Genomic DNA, 14,707 nt, shown 5'->3' with positions numbered 1-14,707 from the left:
ACAGATCGGACATATCGGTTCGGCATATCCGGCGGCGGGACGGGGCGGTGGAGCCGAGCGGCCGGCGTGCGGTGTGCGCCAGGGAGGCGGACGAGGCCCTGCGCCGGCCGGGCCTGCTGGAACCGCCCTTCAGCCTCCTCGGCCGGGGACCGGGCCGGCACGGAGGGCGTGCGGCACTGCGGACCGGAGCAGCCTGCGGGGCGGGCCCGAGAGCGACCGGAGCGGCCACCGGGCCCGCCCCGCGAGCCTCACCGGGTCCGGACCGTCGCCAGCACCTCCCGGTCCGGCTGCAGCGTGAGCGACGGGACCGGCTCGATGACGCCCGGGTCCACGTCCAGCTCGAAGCGGCGGGCCAGCACGGCCAGGATCAGCACAGCCTCGACCATCGCGAACCGGGTACCCAGACAGACCCGGGGGCCGCCGCCGAACGGGAACCAGGCGTACTCCGCGATGCTGTCGCCCGCCTCCGGATCCCAGCGCTCGGGACGGAACTCCTCCGGCTCGGGGAACCACCGCGCGTCGCGCTGAGTCACCCACTGGCTGGTCCACACCCGGGTGCCCTCCGGCATCGGCACACCGCCGATCCGCGCACCCTCCTTCGCGACACCGGTGATCAGCCAGATCGTCGGGTAGAGGCGCAGCGTCTCCTTGACCACGGACTGCGTGTACGTCAGCCGCGCGTAGTCGTCGAACTCCGGCTCCCGGTCGCCGAGCACCCGGTCCAGCTCCTCGGCGAGCGCGGCACGCACCCGCGGATTGCGGGCCAGCAGATACCAGGCCCACACCAGAGTGGAACTGGTCGTCTCGTGCCCACCGATGTACAGCGTGACCGTCTCGTCGCGGATCTCCCGGTCGGTGAGGCGTTCCCCCGACTCGTCGACCGCCGTCAGCAGCCGGCTCAGCAGGTCGGGGCGCTCGTCCCCGCCGTCACGATGACGGGCGACGACCCGGCCCACCTCGGCGTCGATGACCGCCGCGGCCTTCTTGATCCTGGCCCGGCCGGGGGTCGGCACCCAGTCCGGCAGCAGTGCGCCGATCCCGGCGAACTCCTTGCCGATCTCCTGCTGCGCCACATCCATCGCCCGGCCCATCGCCTCGGCGTCGGCCGCAGTGTCGACACCGAAGATGGTGCGCACCGCGATCCGCTGTGTCAGCGCCGCCATCTCCCGCTTGATGTCGATGCGTTCACCGCCCGACCAGGTGTCCGCCAGCTCCACCGTGCTGCTCGCCATCGTCGCCGCGTACGAGCGCACCTGCTTGGGACGTACGGAGGGCTGCACCAGCGAACGCTTCCGCCGCCAGTCGGTGCCGCGGGCGACCACCACGCCGTTGCCCATCACGGTCCGGAAGGCGATTCCCAGGGCCGGCTGGTCGAAGGAGCGCTCCGTCTCCGTGAGCAGCTCGCCTATGCAGTCCGGATCGGCTATGTACACACAGGAGTTGGGGCCGAACCGCCAGCCCACCATGTCCCCGTGGGAGCGCAGCCGCTCGAAGAAGGCGAGGGGGTTCTTCCCGAACTGCGGCAGGTTCCCCAGGAACGGCAGCCCCTTCGGGCCCGGCACGATCCGGTGGCTCCGCGGCTCGGCGTCGATGACCGGGCCGGTCTCCGTGGACATGAATGTCTCCGCTCCCTTGTGGCGCACCGATCCGGCGCGCGGCGACCTGACTTCAGCGGTACCGCACGCCCTGGAACCTGTCATCGGCCTTGTGCAGTACGTGAGTTGTCGAGGGTAGCCGCTGTGCGCCGCCGCCGGACGGGCCCGGGAGCCGGGCCCGTCCGGCGGGGTGTGCGGGTCAGACGCCCGGCGGCACCCGGGACGGGCGGCCGTTGCCGCGCGTGAGGGAGTAGCCGAACACGGCCGCGATCGCTCCGAGCACACCGCCGCCGACCGTCCACAGCCAGCGGTCGGTCCACCAGCCCGATGCCCAGCCGTCCTCCGGCTCGCTGCCGAGCGAGACCCTGGACGAGCCGTCCTCGTCACCGTCGGACGAGCCGTCGGAGGCCTGCGCCACGGAGGACACGCCGGGGACCAGCGGTTCGGCGAGCGTGCCGTCCACATCACCGGCGCCGCCCTTGTCGGCGGCCGTGACCTCGACCTCGGTCTTCACCGGGAGCCCGAGGTCCGCCGACGGCAGATCGACGACCGTCAGCCGTACGTAGTAGCTGCCCGGCAGCGGGTCGTTGGCCCAGGGCTCGGACCAGGCGCGGACGGTACGCAGTACGCAGGTCAGCTCGACCGCCGAGGCGTCGGCCGCGGCCTTGCCGGTCTGGCGGCCGTACATGCAGGCCTGGCGGCGCCGCAGCCCGTCGTACACATCGACCTGCCATGTCGACGTGCCGTGCCGGGAGGCGCTCGGCGGCAGGGTGACCTTCGCCTTGACGGTGGCCCGCTGGCCCGCGTCGGCGGGGAACACCCAGTACAGGTAGTCACCCGTGGAAGCCCCGGCGGTGGCGAGCTGGTTCTGCCGGACGGCCGTCGCGGTACGGAAGGTGGTGCCGGCCTCGGTGGGGCCGGCACCGTCCTCGGAAGCGCTCGGGCTCGGGCTCGCCGACGGGTCGTCGGCCACCGCGGCGCCCGCCGAGGTCAGCAGGGCGAGCCCGGCGAGCAGCGCGCCCGCGAATACACGTGTCCTACGCATCAGTTGGTCCTCCAGACAGCGACGCGCCAGCGCGAGACCCAGCCGACGACCAGGCCCGCGATCAGCCCGGTGAGCACCAGCACGCCCAGCAGCCACCAGCCGCGGCCGAGCCCGAACGCGGCGACATCCGCGGCCTCGTCCGGGGAGTCCACCAGGTCCACGGTCAGCTCGACCGGCATGCCGGGCGAGGTCTTCACCGAGGCGGGGGCCGAGAAGGAGTTGCTGACCTGGAGACACACGGTCTCGGCGGCCGGCTTGTCATCGCTGTCCGTGTCGTCCTGCTCGGCCTTCGGGTAGCGCAGACCGGAGGAGATCGCGTCGGTGCGGCCGGTGCCCGACTCCGAACCGCGCACGATTTCCCGGCCGTGCACGGTCAGCGCGCGCAGCAGTACGCCGTAGTCGTTGTTCACGGCACGGTCGGCGAAGACGCTGACCGAGGCCCGCAGTTCCTGACCGGGCAGCACATCCACCCGGTACCAGCGGTGCTCGCCGAACTTCTCGCGGTCGGTGTACAGGCCGGCCTTGAGCTGCGGCGCCGCGGAGCAGCTGTTCGCGCCCTCGGTCGCCACCGGGGTGACGACGGGCTCGGCGGCCCGGTCCACCAACTGCTTGACCCGGCCGGAGAGTTCATCGGTGTGCTGGACCGCGGTGTAGGTGCCGCCGGTGGCCTCGGCGATGCAGGTCAGCTGCTCACGGATCTTCGCGTTCGGCACCAGGCCCAGGGTGTCGATGACGAGGTGGATACCGCGGGCCGCGATGTCGCGTGCCACCTCGCACGGGTCGAGCGGGCCGCAGGTGTCCTCGCCGTCACTGATCAGTACGATCCGGCGGGTGGAGTCACCGCCTTCTAGGTCGTCGGCGGCACCCAGCAGGGCCGGGCCGATCGGGGTCCAGCCGGTGGGGGCCAGGGTGGCGACCGCGGTCTTCGCCTCGGTGCGGTCCAGCGGGCCGACCGGGTAGAGCTGCTTGGTGTCCTTGCAGCCGACCTTGCGGTCGTTGCCCGGATAGTCGGCGCCGAGCGTCCGGATGCCGAGCTCCACCTGCTCGGGCACCGCGTCCAGGACCTCGTTGAACGCCTGCTTGGCGGCTGTCATCCGGGACTGGCCGTCGATGTCGCGGGTCCGCATGGAGCCGCTGACGTCGAGCACCAGCTCGACCTTGGGGGAGGCTTTGGCGGGGGCTTCGTCGGCGGCGGCGGGGAGTGCCGTGCCGAGCCCGGCGGTCAGGGTGGCGAGCAGGATGCCCACCCCGGCCGTCAGCCTTTTTCTTATGATCATCGCCGGATACTAGTGAAGATCGCGGCGCTACCCCAAACCGGTCCGCGGGCCGCTGGGGAACCGTCAGAAACCGCCGAGCAAGGGCCCCGAGGCCCGCTCCAGTACCGACCCGACCCGCTCCCAGGTGGCCGAGTCCCGCCGCACGGGCGGCAGTCGGACGCCCTCGCCGGTGCTCCAGCCGGTGGCGACCGCGACCGGGTCCGCACCGGTGGCCGCGGCCGCGGCCAGTGCGGCGGCGCCCAGCGCCACCGGCTCGCCGATCCCGGGCACGATCACGGGCCGCCCGCAGAGCCGCCGTACCGTCTCCACCCAGGCCCGGCCCCGGGCACCGCCGCCGATCAGCCGCAGTGGGCGGGCGGCCACCGCCGGGTCCGCCGGGTCGAGGCCGCAGGCCCACAGCAGTTCGTCGAGGGCGCGCAGCACGGTCACGACGGCACCCTCGTAGGCGGCGCCGAGGAGCTGACGGGGCGTGGTGTCGTGCCGGAGGCCGGTGAGGAGTCCGGCGGCGGTGGGCAGGTCGGGGGTGCGTTCGCCGTCGAGGTAGGGGAGGAGCACCGCCTCGCCGCCGGGGGACGTGTCGTCGCGGTCCAGGCCGAGCAGCGCGGCGACCTTGTCCACGGCCAGCGTGCAGTTGAGGGTGCAGGCCAGCGGGAGATACGTGCCGTCCGTCGCGGCGAAGCCGGAGAGCGCCGGGGACGCGGGCCGGGTCCGGGACGCCGCGAAGACCGTGCCCGAGGTGCCGAGGCTGAGGACGGGGTGGTCGACGAGACCGGCCGCGCCCAGCCCGAGGCCGACGGCCGCGCTCATGTTGTCACCGGTGCCCGCGGCCACGGCGGTCGTGGTGGGCAGCCCGAGGGCCTCGGCCGCTTCCGCGGTCAGCGAGCCGACGCGGGTCGCGCCGGTCCGGGCCACCTCGGGGAGCAACGTGGCGTCCAGGCCGAGGAGTTCGAGGAGTCCGGGGTCGTAGGAGCCGGTCGCGGTGGAGTACCAGCCGGTGCCCGAGGCGTCGCCGGGGTCGGTGGCGGCGGTGCCCGCGAGCCGTTCGGTCAGGAAGTCGTGGGGGAGGCGTACGGCCGCGGTCGCGGCGGCGGTGTCCGGCTCGTTCTCCCGCAGCCACCGCCACTTCGACGCGGTGACGGCGGCCACCGGCACCGATCCGGTCCGCGCCGTCCAGGCGTCCGGGCCGCCGAGCGCCTCGGTGAGTGCGGCGGCCTGCGGGGCGGAGCGGGTGTCGTTCCACAGTATCGCGGGGCGCAGCGGACGGCCCGAACGGTCGAGAACCACCAGCCCGTGCTGCTGCCCGGCGATCGCGATGCCGGTCACCGCCGACGCGGCGGCCCCGGACTCCTTCAGCCCGGCGGCGACGGCGCCGCGCAGCGCCTGCCACCACGCCTCCGGATCGCTCTCGCGTGCCCCCGCCTCACCCCGCACGGCATGCGGCGCGCGGCCGACGGCGAGCAGCCGCCCGCTCGCGGCGTCGACGAAGGCCGCCTTGGTGGACTGGGTGGAACTGTCCACGCCGATGACGACGGTACGCGGCGGCATGGCGCCCTCATTCCTGTGCTGCGGCCCCGTATGGCGGGCGCGGAGAATTTCGGTCGTGCACCGAACAAAATACGTGACCGGACCCCCGTCGAACAGTGGCAGTGCGAGGGAGTTACGCGCCGGAGGCGGTACATGCATCATTAGTCATGACAGTGAACAAATAAGGTCCGGGTGGCTCGCTGGCCCCGGTCCCGACGCATCGAAGGCGGCCAGACGATGACGGAACGCTTCACGCCCACCCCCGAGGACCGGTTCACCTTCGGACTCTGGACGGTGGGCTGGCAGGGACGCGACCCGTTCGGCGACGCGACCCGCGCGGCGATCGACCCGGCCGAATCCGTGCGCCGGCTCGCGGAGCTGGGCGCGTACGGTGTGACGTTCCACGACGACGACCTGATTCCGTTCGGCTCCACGGACAGCGAGCGCGAAGGCATCGTGAAGCGGTTCCGGCAGGCGCTGGACGCGGCCGGGCTCGTCGTCCCCATGGCGACGACGAACCTGTTCACCCACCCGGTGTTCAAGGACGGCGCGTTCACCGCCAACGACCGTGACGTACGCCGCTACGCCCTGCGCAAGACGCTGCGCAACATCGACCTCGCCGTCGAGCTCGGCGCCACCACCTACGTCGCCTGGGGCGGCCGGGAGGGCTCCGAGTCCGGCGCCGCCAAGGACATCCGGCTCGCCCTGGACCGGATGAAGGAGGCCTTCGACCTGCTCGGCGAGTACGTCACCGAGCAGGGCTACGACCTGAGGTTCGCCATCGAACCCAAGCCGAACGAGCCGCGCGGCGACATCCTGCTCCCCACCATCGGCCACGCCCTCGCCTTCATCGAGCGGCTGGAGCGCCCGGAGCTGTTCGGCGTCAACCCGGAGACCGGGCACGAGCAGATGGCCGGGCTGAACTTCCCGCACGGCATCGCGCAGGCGCTGTGGGCGGGCAAGCTCTTCCACATCGATCTGAACGGCCAGACCGGCATCAAGTACGACCAGGACCTGCGCTTCGGCGCGGGCGATCTGCGCCAGGCCTTCTGGCTCGTCGACCTGCTGGAGACGGCCGGCTACGCGGGCCCGAGGCACTTCGACTTCAAGCCGCCGCGTACCGAGGACCACGACGGGGTCTGGGCCTCGGCCGCGGGCTGCATGCGCAACTACCTGATCCTCAAGGAGCGCGCCGCCGCCTTCCGGGCCGACCCCGCCGTCCAGGAGGCGCTGCGCGCGTCCCGGCTCGACGAACTGGCCCGCCGCACCGCCGAGGACGGCATCGCCGGGCTGCTGGCCGACCGGTCGGCGTACGAGGAGTTCGATGTGACGGCGGCGGCGGAACGGGGGATGGCGTTCGAGGCCCTGGACCAGCTGGCGATGGACCACCTGCTCGGGGTTCGCTGACCCCGGAAACCGCCCGGCCGCTCAGCCGGCCGGGCGGCCCGCGTACGCCACCGGATCGGCCAGCACCCCCGTCAGCACCAGCGCCGCGGCGCCCCGTGCCGCGTCACCCGCGACGGACGAGGCGCGCAGCCGCCCGCTCCCCGGGGACCAGAGCCCGGACACCACACGGCCGGTCAGCTCCCGGTCGGCGGGTGGCGACAGCCACGGCATCAGGTTCCGGTAGATCCCGCCGAGCACCACCGCGTCCGGATCGAGCAGATTCACCGCCCCCGACAGCACCCGCCCCAGCATCCGGCCGGCCTCCGCCACCGCGGCCACCGCCCGTTCGTCCCCCGCGCGGGCGCGCCGTTCCAGCTCGGCCACCCCGGCGCCGCCGCCGGACTCCGCGATACCGGCGGCCCGCAGCAGCGCCGCCTGACCCGCGTACTGCTCCAGACAGCCGCGCGAGCCGCACCGGCACTGCGGCCCCTCGGCGTCCACCACCACATGCCCGATCTCGCCGGCGAATCCGTGGGCCCCGCGCAGCAGTTCACCGTCGATGACCAGCGCGCCGCCGACACCGATCTCACCGGTCAGATAGAGGAAGCTGCGCACGGCCTCCAGGCCGCCGAACCAGAGTTCGGCCAGCGCGGCCAGATTGGCCTCGTTCTCGGAGGTCACCGCGAGCGCCCGGTGTCCGGGGCGGGCGCCGGCGAGCGCCGCCGCGAAGAGCTCCTCGGCCGGTACCCGGTTCCAGCCCAGGTTGGGCGCCTGGCGCACCGTGCCGCCGGAGACCAGTCCGGGCAGCGCCAGCGCCACCCCGACCGGGCGGAGCTCCTGCTCGCGGGCCGAGTCCAGGGTGCGCGCGGCGATCGAGGCCGCCCGCGCCAGAACCTCCCCGGGGGGTGTGCCGCGGTTGTCGAGGTGCTCGGTGAGCCGGACCCGTCCGGTGCCCGCCAGGTCGACGACGCACACCGACACGTAGTCGATGTTGATCTCCACGCCGAGCCCGGCGGGCCCGGTGCGCGCCACCTTGAGCGCGGTCCCGGGGCGGCCCGCCTGCCCGCTGAACGTCTTGCCGGACTCGGTGAGGAATCCGGTGTCGAGCAGCTGCTCGACGAGCGAGGACACCGCGGCCCGGGTCAGCCCCACCCGTGCGGCGACCCCGGCCCGGGTCGCCCCGCCCTCGGCCTCGTCACGGACGGCCCGCAGCACCAGGCTGAGGTTGCTCCGGCGCACAGTGTCCTTGTCGGCCTTGGGCCCCAGCGGTGTGACGTTGCTCTTCATGTCGGAGCCGAGCCTATGCGATCCCCTGTGCGACTCCCGGTGCGATCCCTTCCTCGACGCCCCGGGCCCGCTCGGAGCGCGCAGTGGAATCAGCCGTGGCCCGTCGTGCTGTCCGGGGTGTTGGAGGTGCGGGCGGCCACCCGGTAGCGGGTGCAGCAGGAGCTGTGGCAGAGGTAGGAGCCGCCGCGCAGCACCCGGTTCCCGCCGGCCGGCGGCCCGACGGGATCGACGCGGGTGGTCGGGCGGTCGGCCACGTGCCGGTCGGCGCTGAACCGGTCGGCACACCACTCCCGCACATTGCCCGAGGTGTTTGTACAGGCCGAAGCCGTTGGGCGGGCAGGAGCTGACGGGGCCGTGGAGGGGAAGCCGTCCTCGCCGGTGTTGCGCACGGGGAAGTCACCCCGCCGGACATTGCAGCGGTGCCTGCCCCTGGGGGTGAGTTCGTCGCCCCGACGAAGGAGCCGAACACATGGGACCAGCCGATGAGTTCGGCCGCGGTGCGATAGCCGGCGGCCTTCACGAACGCCGCGAACCGGACATTGCTCACACACGTCGCGTCGACGTGGAACGGGCCGACGGCGGAGGGCAGGGCGATCCGTCCGGCGGCGGGGCGGCGGGCGTGGGGTCCGCCGGACGGGACCGCGCCGGTCCCCGCACGGGTGGAGGTCGCCGTGCCATGACCGGGGCCGGCCCGTTCTCGGCGGAGGAGTCCGCCGCGAACGGCCCGGCCGCGTGCCGGAAGCCGGAACGTCCGGCGCTCAGGGCTTCGAGCCGCGCTCCTTGAGCATGTCCGCCATGAGCGCCATCTCCGACTGCTGGCCGCGCACCATGCCCGCCGCCAGGTTCCTGATCTCGTCCGTGTCCGCCGAGCCGGCCGCGGCCGCGGCCATCTCCGCACCGGCCCGGTGGTGCGGGGTCATCAGCTTCAGGTACAGCACCTCGGCCTCCTTGCCCTTCGCCGCCCGCAGCGCGTCGAGTTCGCTGTCGGTCGCCATGCCGGGCATCAGCGAACCGTCGCCCCTCGGAGTGAAGGGGTGGTCCATCCACTTCATGGGCACGGCCGAGGAGGACTTCGCCCGGCCCCATGTCTCCAGCCAGCCGAGCATCATGCCCCGCTGATTGGCCTGCGTGTTGATGATGTCGTACGCGAGCCGGCGCACCGCCTCGTCGGAGGTGCGGTCCCGCACGATGAACGACATCTCGACCGCCTGCTGATGGTGGATCGACATGTCACGGGCGAACCCGACGTCGACCGACGTGTCCGAGGGAGCGGCCGCGACGGAGGCGGAGCCCGCGGACGAGGACGGCCGTACCAGCATGAGCGCGACCAGGCCCACCGCCAGCAGCAGCACCACGCCACCGGCCAGCACCATCGGACGCGGGGAGCGTACCGCGGACGTCACTGGGCGACCCCGCCCGTGCAGGCCGCGCCCGGCTCCGGGGTCTGCGGGCCCTGTACGTACTTGGTGAAGAACTGCCCGACGCGCGCGTCGGCGGCGCCGTCCACCGTGACCTGCTTGCCCCAGGCGCTGAGCATCAGCGGGGCGGCCTGGTCCTCGACCGGGCTCATCAGGGAGTAGGGCGTCGACTTGACCCGCTCGCGGAGCTTGTCCAGATCGGCCGGCTTCGCCTTGCTCGTGTACGTGACCCAGACCGCGCCGTGCTCCAGGGAGTGGACGGCGTTCTCCTTCGGTATCGCCTTGGTGTAGACGTCCGCGTTGCAGTTCATCCAGATTGGGTTGTGGTCGCCGCCGACCGGCGGGTTCATCGGGTAGTCGACCTTCTTCTCGACGTGGTTCTGGGTGAGCTTGTCCCAGGTCCGCTCGCCCTTCACCGGTGAGGACTTGGCCGCGGTCTCGGCCTTGTCCTTGTCGTCGGCGGCGGACATCAGATAGCCGCCGCCCGCGACGAGTGCGGCGACCACGGCGACGGACGCGGTGATGGTGATGATGCGGCTGCGCCGCTCGCGGGCCCGCTCCTTGCGGCGGGCCTCCTCCAGCTTGGCGCGACGTGCGGAGGCAGAGGTGTTCTGCTGCTTGGCGGAAGCCATGGGGGTCCTTCGGTTCAACAAGAGGGATGGAGCTGAGGGCATGCGGAGTCCGTCCCCCGGTGTTCCGGGGAACGGGTCCTGCCTCTAGATCCGCTGAACCTGCAGACGGAGATGGTCGACTTCCCGCACGGCGTCGTTGGACGGGCCACGGATCGCGGCCGCGCCGGTGAGCGGGGCGACCGGAACGACGGCGGTCGCACCGGGGAGCGCCACGGGCGCGCTCTGGCCGGGCAGCACGACCGGGGTCGCGTGCTCGGAGCTCCCGTGGCAGGAACTGCCCACGCCCCGGTCCTCGGGGGCGTCGGCCACCACGATCCGGGCGAGCGCCTGGTGCGTGGGCGTGACGGTGCGGGCGACGGCCGTGTGGGTGCCGGAGCCGTGTGCGGCCGGGGCCGTGATCGAACAGCACGAGACCATGGCGAGCAGCACGAACAGCCAGCCGAGCACGGCCGACGCGCGGGTGCACCGCACTCGTCGCTGGGTCCGTTCGCTCAGCCGGTTCATGCCGTCATCGTACGCGGTGTGTGAACTTTCAATGAGGGGTGGGACGGGGTGAGTGGGGCGAATGATGTGCGGGTGCCCCCCCGGCACGATCGTCCGTGCGAGGGGGGCACCCGGTGCGGCAGCGGGCCCGCTACGGGGCGGAGCCGGCCGCGGACTCCGCCGCGGGCTCCTGCGCAGGCTCCTTGTGCAGCTGATCCTCCTTCGGGCCGAGCCGGCCGAACACGGCCGCGAGGACCACCGCGGCCAGCGCCCCGGCGGCGACGCCGCTGCCGAAGATCGTGCGGGCCCACACCGGCAGGCCCGCGTACATCTCCGGCGCGAAGACCGGCAGCAGGCCGACGCAGAGCGCCAGCGCGACCACGATGCCGTTGGTGCCGTGGCTGAGGTTCTCGCGGCTGAGCATGCCGAACCCCATCGTCGCGATCACCGCGTAGATGATCAGGCCCGCGGCTCCGACCACCGGCTCCGGGATGGCCGCGAGCAGCCGGGTCAACGGTGTGATCAGACCGCAGACGATCAGCAGCACCCCCGCGCCCGCCGTGACGAACCGGCTGCGGACCCGGGTGAGCTGGACGATGCCGATGTTCTCGGCGCTCGTCACCATCAGCGACGTACCGAAGACCCCGGCCCCCAGCGAGGCCACCGCGTCGGCCCGGGAGATCCGCGGCACGTCACGCGCGGCGTCCGGTGTCCGGCCCACGGCCTCGCTGTTCAGCACGGTCTGGCCGGTGGCCTCCGCGAGCGAGGCGAGCGCGAAGACCAGCAGCGGCACGGCGGCCAGCAGATCGAAGTGCGGGGTGCCGTACGGGAACGGGTCGGGCAGCGCGAACGTGCTGCCGTGCGCCAGGTGGAACGCCGTACCGCTGACCGCGGCGACGAGCGTGCCGCCCACGAGGCCGAACAGCACCGACATCTGCCGCCACACGCCACGCATGACGAGGAAGAACAGCGCGGTGATACCGAGCGTCGCGAAGCCGAGCCCCGGTCCCGAGGCGATCATCGGCGCGGTGATCTTGATCATGTTGATGCCGATCAGGACCACCGTGGTGCCCATCACCAGCGGTGGGAAGAACCGCACCAGACGCCCGTACAGCGGCAGTACGAGAATCAGGAAGACCGCGGCGATCAGCACCGAACCGGACGCGGTGGCCGGCCCGTGCTCCTTCGCCACCTGGAGGAAGATCGCCACCGCCGCTCCGCCCGGCAGCATCAGGAACGGGAGCCGGGCGCCGATGCGCAGCGGCCCGATGCCCAGCGACTGGAGCAGCGCCCCGACACCGCACAGCACCAGCGTCGCGCTGAGCAGCGAAGCCGTCTGGGACGCCGACAGCGAGAGCGTGGTGCCGATCAGGATCACCGAGGAGACGGGGGCGGCGATCCCGGCGAGCAGATGCTGGAACGCCAGGGGCGCCAGCCGGGGGAGGGGGAGCCGCTCGTCGACCGGCGCGACGGACGCGACCGGTGCGAGGGGGGCGGCGGTGTCGGGGACGGGGGAAGCCATGGTCCGGCTCAGCCCTTCGGGACGTCGAGCCAGGGGAGCTCCTGGGCCGAGTAACGGTAGGAGCGGAACACGGCGTTGGGTTCCGACGGGAACAGCTTGCGCACTTCTTCTTCCTGGTAGCCGCCGAAGAACGGCACGACGTACTCCCAGCACAGATACCCGTCCGCGGTCACCTCGAAGAGGCGGCCGGCGGGGGAATCCGTCACGAGCGTGTTGCCGTTGGGCAGACGCTGGGCGCTGCCCATGAACGGGGCGAAGAACGACTCGCGCGCCGGATCGTGGTATTCCCACACAATGGTGCCACTCGCGCGCTCGATCTCGATGACGCGGCTGAACGGTACGTCCCAGTGCGGGCGGAAGACGCCGTTGTCGAAGACCAGGAAGTTGCCGTTCTCCAGCTCGGTCGGGCAGTGCTGCTGCGACACGGCACCGGGCTCGCTGCGCCAGATGATCTCGCCGGTCTCACGGCTGATGACGACGACGGCCGAGACGGAGCGGAAGCTCGCCAGGATGTTGCCGTCGCTGGTCGGCAGCACGCTGTTGATCAGCGGGTAGTGCTCGCGCGAGTAGTCGGGGTGCAGCGGGAACGCGTCGCGGTCCAGGTGCTCGGAGACCTTCCACTCCCACACCGTGTTGCCCTCGGCGTCCACCTCCACGATGGTGTCCGCCCACACCGTGCCCCCGGGTTCCGAGCCGGGCACGCCGCCCCTGACCGCGGCGGCGGCCTCACCGGTCAGCGGCTCCAGGGCGGAGTAGAGGAGGCGGCCGTCGCCGTAGTGGTACGCGTCGTGGTGCTGGTAGCGGTCGCGGTGCTCGCGCACGACCGTGCCGTCCGGGGTGATCTCCTGCATGATCCCGCCGCGGTACTTGTGCCACATCGGGAAGAGAGCCGGTTCGTCCGGGAGGACACCGCTGTAGGCCAGGTTGCCGTTGGGCAGGATCCGGGCGTGCCGGCCGGGGCGGTAGGGGAGGTTCCACCGGTGGACGACCTCACCGCGCATGTCGATGAGGTAGACCTCGCCGCTGCCGGTCAGCGGGGCGAAGAGGGTGTACCCGCCGTAGCTGGCGTCCTCGTCCAGGGCCATGAGTCCGGTGCCGCGGCGTCGTCGCTGGTTCTGGTCCACGAGGGGCATGGATCGATCCTCTCGGTTAACTTTTTTAGGTGGGACTTAAAAGGTTAACCGGCCCGGTAGGCTGCTATCTCCCCCGCCGGTTGTGGTGTGCGGCACGCAGGACACGGAGTGAGTGAGATGAGCGAGGCGGACACCCCGCTGGTCGGCCCGGGAATTCGCCGACGGCGCCGAGCCCTGGAGATGACCCTCGCGGAGGTCGCGCGCCGGGCCGGACTCTCCGTCCCCTTCCTCAGCCAGATCGAGAACGGCCGCTCCCGGCCGAGCATGGGTTCCCTCCAGCGCATCGCCGACGCGCTCGACACGAGCGCGGTCCAGCTGCTCTCCACGGCCGAGGCTCCGCGGCCCGTGGACGTGGTGCGCCACAGCTCCGCCGCCGTGCGCGAGACCGGGGCACAGGGCGAGAGCGAGGGCCGGATGCGCCCACTGGTCCGGGGCCATCAGCGGCTGCACGCCCTGGAGTTCACCGGTGCGCATGACTGGGGGCGGGAGTTCCGGCACCGCAACGACGAGATCCTCTACGTGGCCGACGGCTCGGCCGAGGTCGAGGCGGACGGCAACTTCTACCGCCTGGAACAGGGCGACACGCTCTACTGCGCGGGCGGCCTCGTCCACCGGTGGCGGCCCATCGCACCGAACACCCGGGTCCTCGTCGTCGGCATCGCCGACCACGTCCAGGCCACCGACGAACAGGCCGGCTGACCGGCGGGGCGGCTCGGTCGAGGAGTGCCGCCCGGGAAGGGGCCCGCCCCCGTGCCATGATGCGCCCATGCCATACCTGGTGCCGCCCCACATCCCTCCGGGCCGCCTCGCGGACCTCGAACAACCGGTGCTCACCGCCGACGACGACCTGCTTCTGCGCCCGTGGCGGTCCGAGGACGCACCGGCGGTCGTGGCGGCCTTCTCCGATCCGGCGATCCAGCACTGGCATCTGCGCCGGGCCGACAGCCAGGACGAGGCACGCGCCTGGATCGGGCAGTGGCAGGACGCCTGGCGCGGCCGGACCGGAGCTCACTGGGCCGTCGTACGTACCGGGGGAGCGGGCGACGGGGCCGGCGAAGTGCTCGGCCGGGTCTCGCTCCGGTCCCTGATGACGGCGATGGGCATGGCGGAATGCTCCTACTGGGTGCTGCCGGCCGCCCGCGGGCGGGGCGTGGCGCCCCGGGCCGTCTCGGCGCTCGCACGCTGGGCCTTCGACGAGATCGGATTCGAGCGGATCGAACTCGCGCACTCCGTGCGGAACGGGCCCTCCTGCCGGGTGGCGGCCAAGGCGGGCTTCGCCCTGGAGGGCACCCGGCGCCGGTCCCTCCTCCACGCCGACGGCTGGCACGACATGCACCTCCATGCCCGGCTGCGCGGGGACGACGCGAGGCGCTGACCGCGACGGGGCGGCAGCGCCGGCCGCCCC

14 protein-coding genes are annotated in these 14,707 nt (G+C 72.6%); 3 read left to right on the top strand and 11 right to left on the bottom strand.

Going from position 1 to position 14,707, the window contains the following annotated elements:
• Positions 1–248: 248 nt before the first annotated feature.
• The 4 genes from ACFVH0_RS02740 to xylB form a co-directional block, all read right to left on the bottom strand.
• Positions 249–1,616: a cytochrome P450 gene (locus tag ACFVH0_RS02740; RefSeq protein ID WP_385817647.1), complete on the bottom strand. Its 1,368-nt coding sequence runs from the start codon at positions 1,614–1,616 to the stop codon at positions 249–251.
• 178 nt (positions 1,617–1,794) lie between these two features.
• Positions 1,795–2,640, bottom strand: a complete 846-nt coding sequence (locus tag ACFVH0_RS02735) for a hypothetical protein (protein WP_385817646.1) — start codon at positions 2,638–2,640, stop codon at positions 1,795–1,797.
• The gene (locus tag ACFVH0_RS02730; RefSeq protein WP_385817645.1) at positions 2,640–3,917 is read right to left on the bottom strand and encodes a VWA domain-containing protein; all 1,278 of its coding nucleotides are present in this window, start codon (positions 3,915–3,917) and stop codon (positions 2,640–2,642) included. Before ACFVH0_RS02730 ends, ACFVH0_RS02735 begins: the two co-directional genes overlap by 1 nt.
• A gap of 63 nt (positions 3,918–3,980) precedes the next feature.
• A complete protein-coding gene (gene xylB / locus ACFVH0_RS02725) occupies positions 3,981–5,462 on the bottom strand; it encodes a xylulokinase (RefSeq protein ID WP_385817644.1) in 1,482 nt (493 codons plus the stop codon).
• Between the two features lie 216 nt (positions 5,463–5,678).
• Between xylB and xylA the strand changes: the two genes are divergently transcribed.
• Entirely contained in the window at positions 5,679–6,848 is a 1,170-nt protein-coding gene (gene xylA / locus ACFVH0_RS02720; RefSeq protein WP_385817643.1) for a xylose isomerase, read from the top strand.
• A gap of 21 nt (positions 6,849–6,869) precedes the next feature.
• Here the strand turns inward: xylA and ACFVH0_RS02715 are convergent, their stop codons facing one another.
• The 7 genes from ACFVH0_RS02715 to ACFVH0_RS02685 form a co-directional block, all read right to left on the bottom strand.
• Positions 6,870–8,114, bottom strand: coding sequence for an ROK family protein (locus tag ACFVH0_RS02715; protein ID WP_385817642.1), 1,245 nt, complete (start codon positions 8,112–8,114; stop codon positions 6,870–6,872).
• An 89-nt stretch (positions 8,115–8,203) separates the two neighbouring features.
• Positions 8,204–8,665 carry a formylglycine-generating enzyme family protein gene (locus ACFVH0_RS02710; RefSeq protein WP_385817641.1) on the bottom strand — a complete coding sequence of 154 codons (462 nt, stop codon included), beginning with the start codon at positions 8,663–8,665 and terminating at the stop codon, positions 8,204–8,206.
• Between the two features lie 207 nt (positions 8,666–8,872).
• Positions 8,873–9,517 carry a DUF305 domain-containing protein gene (locus ACFVH0_RS02705; RefSeq protein WP_385817640.1) on the bottom strand — a complete coding sequence of 215 codons (645 nt, stop codon included), beginning with the start codon at positions 9,515–9,517 and terminating at the stop codon, positions 8,873–8,875.
• Positions 9,514–10,164, bottom strand: a complete 651-nt coding sequence (locus tag ACFVH0_RS02700; protein WP_385817639.1) for a DUF3105 domain-containing protein — start codon at positions 10,162–10,164, stop codon at positions 9,514–9,516. Before ACFVH0_RS02700 ends, ACFVH0_RS02705 begins: the two co-directional genes overlap by 4 nt.
• An 84-nt stretch (positions 10,165–10,248) precedes the next feature.
• Positions 10,249–10,668 (bottom strand): hypothetical protein, encoded by a 420-nt coding sequence (locus ACFVH0_RS02695; RefSeq protein ID WP_385817638.1) that lies wholly within the window; start codon positions 10,666–10,668, stop codon positions 10,249–10,251.
• Positions 10,669–10,798: 130 nt separating this feature from the next.
• On the bottom strand, positions 10,799–12,169 hold the full coding sequence (locus ACFVH0_RS02690) for a uracil-xanthine permease family protein (RefSeq protein WP_385817637.1): 1,371 nt from the start codon (positions 12,167–12,169) through the stop codon (positions 10,799–10,801).
• An 8-nt stretch (positions 12,170–12,177) separates the two neighbouring features.
• The gene (locus ACFVH0_RS02685) at positions 12,178–13,302 is read right to left on the bottom strand and encodes an aryl-sulfate sulfotransferase (protein WP_385817636.1); all 1,125 of its coding nucleotides are present in this window, start codon (positions 13,300–13,302) and stop codon (positions 12,178–12,180) included.
• 117 nt (positions 13,303–13,419) lie between these two features.
• On the opposite strand from ACFVH0_RS02685, the gene ACFVH0_RS02680 reads away from it, so the two are divergent.
• Together ACFVH0_RS02680 and ACFVH0_RS02675 are read left to right on the top strand one after the other, a co-directional pair.
• Positions 13,420–14,001, top strand: a complete 582-nt coding sequence (locus tag ACFVH0_RS02680) for a helix-turn-helix domain-containing protein (protein WP_385817635.1) — start codon at positions 13,420–13,422, stop codon at positions 13,999–14,001.
• A 67-nt stretch (positions 14,002–14,068) separates the two neighbouring features.
• Positions 14,069–14,677 carry a GNAT family N-acetyltransferase gene (locus tag ACFVH0_RS02675; RefSeq protein WP_385817634.1) on the top strand — a complete coding sequence of 203 codons (609 nt, stop codon included), beginning with the start codon at positions 14,069–14,071 and terminating at the stop codon, positions 14,675–14,677.
• Positions 14,678–14,707: the final 30 nt, after the last annotated feature.

Origin of the sequence: Streptomyces sp. NPDC127117 (genome assembly GCF_042677325.1) — a bacterium.
In the GTDB taxonomy this organism is placed as follows: Bacteria; Actinomycetota; Actinomycetes; order Streptomycetales; family Streptomycetaceae; genus Streptomyces.
Note: the sequence above shows the minus strand (reverse complement) of the source record. Positions and strands in the feature narration are given on the sequence as shown.